Annotated in this window: 13 protein-coding genes and 2 pseudogenes; 5 read left to right on the top strand and 10 right to left on the bottom strand. The window is 70.4% G+C overall.

Annotated features, from left to right (window positions below):
• The first annotated feature begins 470 nt into the window (after positions 1 to 470).
• Complete coding sequence (locus AB0J08_RS39965) at positions 471 to 1322, top strand: hypothetical protein (RefSeq protein WP_360644579.1); 852 nt, start codon at positions 471 to 473, stop codon at positions 1320 to 1322.
• A gap of 41 nt (positions 1323 to 1363) precedes the next feature.
• Here the strand turns inward: AB0J08_RS39965 and AB0J08_RS39960 are convergent, their stop codons facing one another.
• A complete protein-coding gene (locus AB0J08_RS39960) occupies positions 1364 to 1699 on the bottom strand; it encodes a beta/gamma crystallin domain-containing protein (protein WP_360644576.1) in 336 nt (111 codons plus the stop codon).
• A gap of 691 nt (positions 1700 to 2390) precedes the next feature.
• Complete coding sequence (locus tag AB0J08_RS39955) at positions 2391 to 2747, bottom strand: hypothetical protein (RefSeq protein ID WP_360644573.1); 357 nt, start codon at positions 2745 to 2747, stop codon at positions 2391 to 2393.
• Positions 2748 to 2875: 128 nt separating this feature from the next.
• Between AB0J08_RS39955 and AB0J08_RS39950 the strand changes: the two genes are divergently transcribed.
• Entirely contained in the window at positions 2876 to 3169 is a 294-nt protein-coding gene (locus tag AB0J08_RS39950; protein WP_360644570.1) for a hypothetical protein, read from the top strand.
• A 50-nt stretch (positions 3170 to 3219) separates the two neighbouring features.
• Here the strand turns inward: AB0J08_RS39950 and AB0J08_RS39945 are convergent.
• Positions 3220 to 3318, bottom strand: a pseudogene (locus AB0J08_RS39945) (excalibur calcium-binding domain-containing protein); the annotation flags it as partial.
• A gap of 116 nt (positions 3319 to 3434) precedes the next feature.
• On the opposite strand from AB0J08_RS39945, the gene AB0J08_RS39940 reads away from it, so the two are divergent.
• The gene (locus AB0J08_RS39940) at positions 3435 to 3623 is read left to right on the top strand and encodes a hypothetical protein (protein WP_360644567.1); all 189 of its coding nucleotides are present in this window, start codon (positions 3435 to 3437) and stop codon (positions 3621 to 3623) included.
• Positions 3624 to 3969: 346 nt separating this feature from the next.
• On the opposite strand, the gene AB0J08_RS39935 is transcribed toward AB0J08_RS39940, so the two are convergent.
• Positions 3970 to 5382, bottom strand: coding sequence for an erythromycin esterase family protein (locus AB0J08_RS39935; RefSeq protein ID WP_360644564.1), 1413 nt, complete (start codon positions 5380 to 5382; stop codon positions 3970 to 3972).
• A 23-nt stretch (positions 5383 to 5405) separates the two neighbouring features.
• On the opposite strand from AB0J08_RS39935, the pseudogene AB0J08_RS39930 reads away from it, so the two are divergent.
• Positions 5406 to 5878, top strand: a pseudogene (locus AB0J08_RS39930) (DUF6420 family protein).
• 286 nt (positions 5879 to 6164) lie between these two features.
• Here AB0J08_RS39930 and AB0J08_RS39925 read toward each other — a convergent pair.
• The 5 genes from AB0J08_RS39925 to AB0J08_RS39905 form a co-directional block, all read right to left on the bottom strand.
• Positions 6165 to 6473: a hypothetical protein gene (locus AB0J08_RS39925; RefSeq protein WP_360644561.1), complete on the bottom strand. Its 309-nt coding sequence runs from the start codon at positions 6471 to 6473 to the stop codon at positions 6165 to 6167.
• Complete coding sequence (locus AB0J08_RS39920; RefSeq protein ID WP_360644558.1) at positions 6470 to 6601, bottom strand: hypothetical protein; 132 nt, start codon at positions 6599 to 6601, stop codon at positions 6470 to 6472. The genes AB0J08_RS39925 and AB0J08_RS39920 overlap by 4 nt, the downstream gene beginning before the upstream one ends.
• A 447-nt stretch (positions 6602 to 7048) precedes the next feature.
• Positions 7049 to 7309, bottom strand: coding sequence for a hypothetical protein (locus tag AB0J08_RS39915; protein ID WP_360644555.1), 261 nt, complete (start codon positions 7307 to 7309; stop codon positions 7049 to 7051).
• Positions 7306 to 7611, bottom strand: a complete 306-nt coding sequence (locus AB0J08_RS39910) for a DUF6247 family protein (RefSeq protein WP_360644552.1) — start codon at positions 7609 to 7611, stop codon at positions 7306 to 7308. The genes AB0J08_RS39915 and AB0J08_RS39910 overlap by 4 nt, the downstream gene beginning before the upstream one ends.
• A gap of 265 nt (positions 7612 to 7876) precedes the next feature.
• Positions 7877 to 8476, bottom strand: a complete 600-nt coding sequence (locus AB0J08_RS39905; RefSeq protein ID WP_360644549.1) for a hypothetical protein — start codon at positions 8474 to 8476, stop codon at positions 7877 to 7879.
• A gap of 166 nt (positions 8477 to 8642) precedes the next feature.
• Between AB0J08_RS39905 and AB0J08_RS39900 the strand changes: the two genes are divergently transcribed.
• Positions 8643 to 8933, top strand: coding sequence for a hypothetical protein (locus tag AB0J08_RS39900; RefSeq protein ID WP_360644546.1), 291 nt, complete (start codon positions 8643 to 8645; stop codon positions 8931 to 8933).
• 127 nt (positions 8934 to 9060) lie between these two features.
• Here the strand turns inward: AB0J08_RS39900 and AB0J08_RS39895 are convergent, their stop codons facing one another.
• Entirely contained in the window at positions 9061 to 9330 is a 270-nt protein-coding gene (locus AB0J08_RS39895; protein WP_360644544.1) for a hypothetical protein, read from the bottom strand.
• Positions 9331 to 9573: the final 243 nt, after the last annotated feature.

The following is a 9573-nucleotide window of genomic DNA, read 5'->3' as shown; positions in this document are numbered from 1 at the left end:
CACGACGGCGCAGCTCAGGCGGGTAGGAGGAGGGACGTGCCATGACTCGAATCCTTACACGAAATCGAGTCTCCACTGAACACGGGGCGGTTCAGGTTTGGGTGATTTCGCCCGCTCGTTCGCGACATGCGGTGTTCTGGTGCCGTGGACGGCGTACACGATGAAGGCGCTGGTACGGGGCCGGTCTGGTCACATACCTGCTCGCTGGATGATCTTCTGGTTCCGTACGGGATTCCCGCCCGGGCGGTCGATCGCCTGGATCTGGGCCCGAGGTGGTCCAGGTCGTGGACGGCTACGTGGAGGGTGGGAAAGGCCGAGGTCGTCTGCCCGGTACGGGCTCTGGCTGAGGTGCCGGCGATGGCGCCGGCAGACGGCTCAGCGTCCACCACGAGGGTCGCTCCTACCCGCTGGCCGACGTCGACTTCGAGGTCGACGACCACTCCCCCACCGGGCCGTTCCGCTTCTCCCTCGTGACCGACACCTGGCGGATCCCCTACCAGGGCGACTACGAGAACAAGCGCCTCGTCTACCGGCCGCTGAACACCGACGCGCAGGTACAGAGCAGCTCCCGCGGCGCCAAGGCGGTGCCGCTGCAGGCGTGGCTCAACGCCAACAGGCCCGAGCTGTTCCTGGAGGGCGACCGCCTCATCGACGACGAGGGCCGCCTGCTCAACCCCGGCTACACCCGACTCCCCTTCGACACGAGCAAGTTCGTGCCGCTCGACTGGCAGGGCGGGGACTTCACCAAGGAGTCCCAACGGCCCGAGCGCCGCCCGGACTCCATCCAGTTCCACATGTCCGCGTATCTGCGCGCATCGACCGCCTTCGACGTCCTCATCGACGACGACGGCCCCGGCGAGGCAGCCGACCTCGTCGGCCTGCGGGTCACCGGCGGCCGCTACCTCGACGTCACACTGGTGCACTGCAAGTACACCAAGGCCACCGCCGGTCTGCGTATCGACGACCTGTACGAGGTCTGCGGCCAAGCCGTGCGCAGCGCCAAGTGGCGTCGCGGCGATATCCTCCGCCTGCTGGACCACCTGCGCGACCGCGCCCAGAGGTACATGGAACGCACCAACGGCATCTCCCCGTACGTGTCCACTGCCCGCGATCGGGTTCCCGCCCATCCTGCCAGGGGTGGCTGCCGGTTCGACGAGGGAGGCCGCCCCTTGCCGCCCTGCCGGGCGGCGCGCCGCACCAGGGCGAACGATGCCTGGTGCGGCACCGGGGTGGTGGGCCAACAAGGCACCTGCGCTGCTGAGTCGAGACTTCGAACATCTCCCTCACCGGCGCAGGTGCCTCATGCGTTGCGTCCTCGCTGACGAGGACCCGCTGTCACCTCATTCGCGGCGACGGGTGGGTGTTACCAGATCCTGATCTTCGTGATCTTGTGGATGGGCGGGACGTTGCCGAAGCGCCACTTGTCCACGGTCGCGCTGGTCGCCGGCGCGCCCAGCTTCGGTACGTACTCGAACGTGACCTTGTTGTCTCCGGTCCAGATCCGGTCCACGCCGTAGATCGCCACGTTCTGCACGCCCGCGTTGGCGAAGCAGAGGTCGCCGCCCGCGTTGTGGAGCAACAGGACGCCCAGTCCACGGCATTCGGTGCGGTTGACCGCGAACGCCGACGAAGCAGGCAGCACAACGGCCACGGCTCCGGCCACCGCGACTACCGCGAGGCGTGTGAGGAAGCGCTTCACTGGTGAGTTGTTCCTTCCATGGTGGTGTGGTGCCGCCGAGGGCCACAGCGCACGGCGGCATCGCAGGGACGCACGCGCGTCCCACCAGCGCAACGGGGAAAAAGGTGCCCCCGTTCACCTCTTGATCGCCCTTCTTCGCGCGCGGTCGCGATCGCCCGCCCCGTCTGTCGGCCCCTCGCCCGAAGGCGCGTCTCCCCGCTCCCGGCAGAGCGTCGGAACCGCTCGCCCCGGCCGGCCGGATGCCACCCGACCACTCCACCCAGAGGCCCAGGAGCGTGACGGAGGTCCAGGTCGGCACGCCGTTCACGCGCGCCAGGTTCCTGCAGGCAGGACCGGCGGGGGCACTGCGGATCGGGCCGCGCGGAGAGCGGGGCGGGACGTCGGCGTGGGCGCAGACGGCGGCAAGGCGGGGCAGGCCCCGCCAGCGGGGCGTGAGGCGCGGCGGGGGTGGGAGGCGGGGGACCCGCCCCGGGCCAGCTCGCGCAGCGCGAGTCGGGTGGCCCGGTGAGCTGCCGGTGTCCTGGCTCGGGCCGTATGCCAGGGTCTGGCGCGGTGGCGGCTGGCTCGGTGTCCGTACGCACGAGGAGTGGCCGGCCAGGATGTGGCCGACCATATGAGGTCGTACTCGACACCGCCGGACCCGCCGGAGGCCGCCGCCCTGCGGGGTGGCGGCCTCCGGTGCGTGCCGGGGTCAGCCGATGGTGTCCTCGGCGACGTCGGTGGCCGGTGTGCCGGTGCGCTCGGCCCAGGTGATGACGGTGGCGGCCAGGGCGAGGGCGGCGCCATCGGTGACGTAGTGGCCGCCGTGCTTGACGACGAGCTTCTGGACCGAGCGGTGGGCGCGGCCCTTGCGGGCCAGGGCCAGGATGTCGGTCGCGGCGCGTTCGCCCCGCCAGGGACCGGCCGGGAGCGCGGTGCCCGTCAGCAGCTTGCCGCACAGGCCGAGGGTGCGCAGGATCTGGTGGGCGAAGTCTTCAGCCCGGATCGCGCCATTGGAGGAACCGGTCTGCGGGTCGACGGTGCCGATGGTGAAGCTCTCCCTGTCCACCACCTCCGACTCGCGGAAGAGAGCGTAGAGGGATGAGTACGGCGGCGTCGGTCGAATCGGCGGTGGTGGTCGTCCAGCGTGGTGGACTCGATGCACGATCCCTATCGAACAGAGGAGTTGGGGAAGTCATGACCGACCTTGCAACGAAGCAGCGGACGCTGGCCCCGAGCGACCAGGAGCGGATGCAGCGGCGCTCCGAGGAGATCCGCGGGCGTCTGCACGAGATGGCCCTGATCATGGGCCGGACGCTGGAGATGAACTTCGAGAGCGGGACGACCCTGAGGTTTGCCCCCACCAGGTCGACCAGGAACGCTGCGGCTACCGACGTTGAGATCGTCTGTTCGCCCGATGGGTGTGGCTGCTGGGTCATGTTCGACGACGGGACGGGATTGTGCGAGTTCCCCTGCGGCTCGGCGGGGTGACCTGCCGCCCCCGGTTAGCTCGGACTGCGAGCGGCGGGCCGGGGCTGGCGCTACTCGCAGCCGATTCCCTCGCCGTCACGGTCCAGGTGACTGCCGTAGCCGGGGTCGCCCCGATGGATGGGCGCCTTGCCGGCGGCCTGGACCGCATCGCAGTTCTTGTAGTAGGCACTGCCCGCACCGCCCGAGGAGCTCCCACCCGACGAGGTCGAAGAGCCACGGGCTGCCCGCCCTCGTCTACGTCCTGCGCAACACGGAGCTCAACGCGGTGAAGGTCGGGATCACCAACCTCGGCACGACCCGGCTCGCTGACCACCGCCGGGCCGGCTGGCAGACGACCCCCATCGACTCCTTCGAGACGGGGGTGGACGCCTACGACGTGGAGCAGGCCGTGCTGCGCCGGGTGCGGGTCGACATGGGCATCCCTCCGTTCGTTCCAGCCGAGCAGATGCGCTAGGGGGAGCGACCGAGACCGCCGACGCGGACCTCAGCCGGCACTCGATCCGGCGAACTCCAGCAGTGGGCTGGTGACTGCCTCGCGCCAGCGTCCGCGGTGGCCACGGCCGGTACTGGAGTGGGTTCTGCGCGGTGCTGCCCCGCGGGGTGAGGGCGGTGTCACCGGGTCTTCCCCACCGCCGGACCGCTCCGGTGCCCGGTTTCCGCCGATCCGCAGTACCGCCGCCGCGAGCGGTGGCAGGGTATCGGGGCCGGTAGGTCGGCCGGGCCTGCGTGGTGGCGGGCAGACCCGGCCGCCGGCCGCGTGGATCCGGGGGGCTCGTCCTGTGCGGTGTGCGGGCCGGGTGTTACTTGAGCATGTGGGCCGCTTCGATCTGGTGAAGGTGGATCACGATGTCGTGCGACTGTGTGAGTGCGATCTGGGGGGTGTCCGCGATTCCGGGGTAGGCGGCACCGATGTTCTTGACGGTGTGTGGCGTGGCAAGCCAGGTGCGGGCCGCCGTCGGGGTGTTGCGCAGGTCGACCACGTAGTCGCGGTAGCGTACCCGGTCGAGGGTGTGTTCGGCGGTGCCGGGCGCGGCCGGGCCGACGGTGAAGCGGTGGACGCCGCCGTCGGGGCCGAAGGCGTTGAACGAGCCGTGGTCGAAGGTGAGGCCGACGCTCAGGTAGCCGTCGCCGATCTCCTCGCGGAGGAATTCGCCCTGGACCTTGGGGTGGCTGGCGGGGGCGTAGGTCCTCAGGGCGACGTGGCTGTTGTGGGCGGCGAGCACGATCTTGTCGCCGGTCTGCCGCTGCCACCAGGCGACGTTCTGCGCCATGGTCAGGTCGCGGTACCGCATGGCGTCGGTGATGCCCCGGGGGTCGTCCAGGTCGAAGGCGTACAGCGTGGTCATCTGGTGGATCGCGGTGGCGTGCTGGAGGGCCCAGGCGTACGCGTCGGCGTCGGCGCCCGTACCGGGCCGCTGCTGGAGCAGTTCCACCGCCCGGCCGGTCCGCTCGGCGAGTTCCCTGCGTTCGGCCGCCGGCTTGGCCAGGTAGTCGTTGACATACGTCTCGGCGTCGGTGGCGGGCCGCAGGCCCCGGTACAGCTCGGCCAGGCGCGGGGCGAGTTCGGGGCGGGCCTCGGCCGCGTAGGCGTTCACCTTGTCGTACAGCTCGACGCCGGCGAACCCTCCGTCGTCGCCGACGAAGCGGACCGGGTCCTTCGGGTGCTCGACGTTGTACGCGCGCATCCACTGGAGCAGACCGCGGTACTCGGCGTTGTTCCACCACCGGTAGGTGCCCCGGAACTCCTCGTCCATGATCTGCTCCACGTCGCCCTCGCCGCGCAGGAGGTAGGCGTCGAGCCGCAGTCCGCTGCTCCACGGGGCTTCGAGGGCGAAGGCCCGGAAACCCTTCTCCTCGACCAGGTACCGGAAGACCCGGTGCTTGACGGTGAAGAACTCGTGCGAGCCGTGGGTGGCCTCGCCCAGGCCCACCACCCGGGCCTCGCCGACCATCCGGCCGAACGGGCGCAGGTCGGCCAGGGCGCCGCTGGGGTCGGTGGTGCGCAGCGGGTGGGCCACCCGGCCGAGGGCCGCCTCGGGGGAGCGGAACGCGCCGGCCGCGCCCTCCTCCGGGCCGGCGGGCGCGGCGGCGTCGGCGAAGGACGATGCGGCGGCCGATGCGGGCGTGGCGGCGGCGGAGGCGGCCGGGGCGACGACCAGGGTGGCACCGAGCGGGACGAGCAGGGCGGTGAGCAGGACCTTGTACGTGTTCATGGGCCCAACTCTCGCCGCACGGGATCGCTCCGCACCATCCGCTGAACCCCCCTATCGGCCCGGGGGTTGGCCTCACCCGCCGATGGTCGGGGGACCGGGACCCCGGTCCTAGTCGTGGACGGGAGGCGGATCCTGCACCGGGCCGTTTCGTGACCCCGGGCGGCGGGCGGCTGACCGTCGAGAACAGTTCCGGGCACCACCGGATCCCCTTGGACCACCTGGGCTGCGACGCGCAGAACACGCCGGCCAAGCACGGGCGTTCAAGCGGCTCGCGCTCGCGGCGGAGGCACACTGCCTGCTCGCCGACTGCCGCCACCCGGCCCGGTTCGCCACCGGCAACGTCTACCGCTGCTTCGAATTCCCCCACGCCGCCATCGAGCCCAGGGCGTTCGTGCGGGCCCTGCTCGCCATCGAGCTGGGCGACCACACCCCCCTCGACCGGCTCGCGGCCGCCGCCACCGCCGGCCCTGTCCGCCCCGCGCGGCCCGGGGGCTGAGGCTCAGGAAGACGGCCGACGTCTTCGTGACCGTTGCCCGGGCGTCCAGGTTCGTCAGCGACGAGGTGCGGGCACCGGTGTCCGGGCAGAGCCGGTGCGGGTGGTTTCCGGACGGCTCGCCGCCTGCCGCCACGAGGTCGAGCCATCGGCAGGAGGAATCCGGCCCGGAGCAGCGCCGGGGCGGTGCGGATCTTTGACGACTGGGTCGTCCGCGAGTCCGGTCACGGGCCGGGAAAGGTACGGGTGAGGATCCTCGACCGCATGTGAAGCACGCCTTCGCACCCTGTCAGGCGGGTTCGCGTCCGTCAAGGTAGTGGAAACCGGTCTCCAACTCTCCGGTGAACACCAGCGCCTCACGGCCCAGCCCGAGGGCGCGCAGCAGGATGTCGAGTGCCTCGTCGGTGTCCTCGTGCGAGCGGTGCAGCCACGCCCAGGTCTCCGTCTGGCCGTAGGTCATCAGGCTGAGCGCGAAGTGCAGGCGCTCGACGGTGAAGACGGCGGCATCGACCTCTCCCAGGTCCTCCCAGCCGCGCTCCACCGTCAGGCGCAGCCGGGTGGCGAGGGCCTCCAGCGGCGGTTTCAGACCGGCGATCATCCGGAAGGTACTGGCGCGGTGGCCTCCCACAGGCTGGTCTGCGCGGCCGGGTTCCTGCCGTCGTTGTAGGGCGGTCTGGTGGCCGGCTGCCAGTCGGGCTCCGGGCCGGGTACCGCGATCTCCGTCATGTGTGTGCACTCCCCCGTTCGCCTGTGCGCTGCCGGGCGCAGCGTAGCCCGGTGCCCGGGGTTCGGTGTCGGCGGCCGGGCAGTGGCGGGTCGCAGACGTGGACTGCGTCCGTGGACACCTACCTGCCCGGAGAGTAGCCCGGGGATGCCCGGCGGTCGGCCACCGGTCTGGACCCGGAGGCCATCGGGGAGACGCGGTCCGTGCGGGCTGCCTCGGCACCTGCGTCCGAGCCGAGCCCGAGGACCAAGCCCGGCGAGCCGGCCAGCGCAGCTTCGGGTGGTCTCAGCGTGTACCACCTGGCATATGTGAACTCCTATGCCAAGTGAGGTGAGATGGCCCTGACCTGCATACGTGTCTGGTGAGCACCCCACCCGTTGCGGTGGCGGGCGGTGGCCCCGCAGCGCCGTCCAGGCGCACACCGAGAGGTCGGTGGTCCCGGCGTCCGGTCAGCCGAGCCAGACGATGTCGATGACGTACAGCCGCCCGGCCAGGCGGTTGACCGTGTAGACCATGGTGAGCGGGCCGATGGAGGCGGTGCGCAGGTCCTCGCCCTCGGGGTCGGTGGAGTCCCACTGGGGCCATCCCCAGGGGGCGCGGGAGGCGATGTCGAGGACGTCGCGGACCATCTCCCGGGCGTGCGGTGGCAGGGCGACGAGGGTTTTGCCGGCCTGCGGGGACAGGCGGGCGGGCCAGCGCCGGTCGGTCACGGGCGGGTCCCGATGATCTGTTCCAGGTCGATGCCGTCCTCGTCGTCCATGCCACCGGCGACGAACGCGTCGACTGCGGGGGCGGTGTGCAGACGGCCCTGCCAGGTGCGGACGACCTCGTGAAGGGGGGTCAGGTCGTAGGTCTGCCGGGAGTCTTCCAGAGCTTTGGCCCAGTCCCTCTCGAACGCGGGCTGCCAGCGGTGGGCGCGGTGGTCTGCGCGGATGCGGGCAAGCAGCCGTGCCGCGGCCGCCGGGGCCGGGGCGGGCGGCGGCGCGGGAATGTGGTCGGGCTGGGCGCTCATTCGGTCCTCCACTTCGTCGTCTGTCACGCTACGGCAATCCGGGACGCCCGGTGGCTGGCAAAGGATGTCCTGCCGCTGGCTTGTCGAGTTGGGTCCCAATGGGCCGGCGACGGCTCGTCCGCCCGTTCCACACGGCCCGGACGGTCGCGCCTGCGCGACCGGGGGTCTCCCCCAGCCCCGCAGGCCTGCGCGGATTCTCCGCGTATTTTCGATCGCATGGCCCACGGACACCTGCGCTGCACCCCCTACGGGCGCGGTTCCCGTTCTACTCCACCGGCTCGCGCCAGGCGGCGACGAGATCGTGGAAGCGCGGGAAACGGGCACCCGGAACAGTCTCACCACTGACCGTATCGCCGTTGAGCCAGCAGACGTCGAAGATGTCGGTCTCGGTGTCGAGTAGGCAGCACACACCACCGGTGGCGGCGGTGAGGTCGGTGAACACCTTCCTGACGCTCGCGGACTGCACGAACATCCGGCTCATGCCCGAGGTGGCCGCTGTGAACTGCAGCGACGCGAAGTTCGGGTGCCATGCGGGCGAGAACCTGACAGTCAGGTAGATGTACCCGACCGACACTCGTCCCCGCTCGTCGACCCTGTCGGAATCGCGGAGGAAGAACTCGCTCACCGCGTCGTCGACGCCAATGACGATCGAGGTGTCCAGTTCGAGCGTGCCGCCTGCTGAACAGTCGACCGGTTCGCTCTTGAACCTCGAGGTGAACGGCACGATCAACTGCTCTCCGCCCGGCAGGGTCACCGGAAGCAGCGGCGTGTCGCGGCCTTGGGGGGCGAGTTCGGCCAGCCGGGTCAGTGCCCTCACAACGTTCCGAGGGGGCATGAAGATCTCGTAACCGTAGTCCAGCCCCATACCGCCCCGCCTCCCCCGTCCCGAACCGGCATCCTTCCACGGTATGGACGGGCCGCCCAGTTGATTCTGGGGCGGCTGGCTTCATCCGGGCGCGGTCGGCAACGGGCGTGAACATCGGCTCGTCTCCGACGAGATCAGCTCCGAGCGGAAACGCTGCCGCCCACGGGTGGTCGCCGTCGGCTACACGGTTTTCCCACCCGGTCCACTTGGCGGCTTCATGAAGTGCGCCGCCAATGGCAAGGGCGACGATCTCACTGTCGCCTGCGCCTGGGCCGACGGCACCACCCTCGGTAGCGTCGTCGACGTCAAAGCTACCGAAGCCACCATCGACCTCCCAGCACTTGCCGAACGCGCGCGCCATCCGTGCGGCCATGACCACCCGGGACGACTCCTGATGCCTAAGATCGAGTTCCACGGCTGCGGCGCCGGATCCCGACGGTGCTTGCTGATGCCTTGAGTGCGGTGATCTCCGTAGACGGATCGTGCACCCGGCGTACCCGAGAATGCGGCATGACCATGCCATTTTGGGTAGCGATCTCCTACGTCTTGGGGAACGGTTCTCGCGGTGCCCCTTCCACCGCAGGTCACCCCCGCGTGAACGGCCCGTACAGCCTGCGCTTGAGGCCGTACGCGCCCTCAACCTCGGCGCAGCCCCAGGCCGTCCGGCCATTGGTCCCCAGACCGCCGCAGAACTCCGGGCCCGAATCGACGCGGTGAACAACCACTACCCGGTCGACTTGGCCGTCCAGCACGTACGGCTTGAAGGTCCAGCTGACGGCAACGTCTGGGAGTCCGCAGTCCGTGTGCAAATAGCTGCCATGTCCCTCGGCGTGATGCTGGGCGTTCCCGAGCACGGAGACTCCCAAGAGGCACACGAGCGCCTCCTCGTCGCTGCCGACGCGTTCGCCACGGCTGCCAGCGAGTATCTCGGCCGACGAGACCTGGGCCTGGGCCAGGGCGAGCAGGTTCGCTCCCGCTGGTGGTGGAGGAACCGGCCCTAGCCGCAATACCAGTGACTTAGTGATTCCAGGCTCGGGGAACCTTGGTCGGAGGGTTGGTCGGGGCGGTCCTGTAGTGGGGCGCGATGGCGACCGCTT

Source organism: Kitasatospora sp. NPDC050463, assembly GCF_040655255.1.
Taxonomy (GTDB): Bacteria; Actinomycetota; Actinomycetes; order Streptomycetales; family Streptomycetaceae; genus Kitasatospora.
This window is presented reverse-complemented; position numbering and strand designations above follow the sequence as displayed.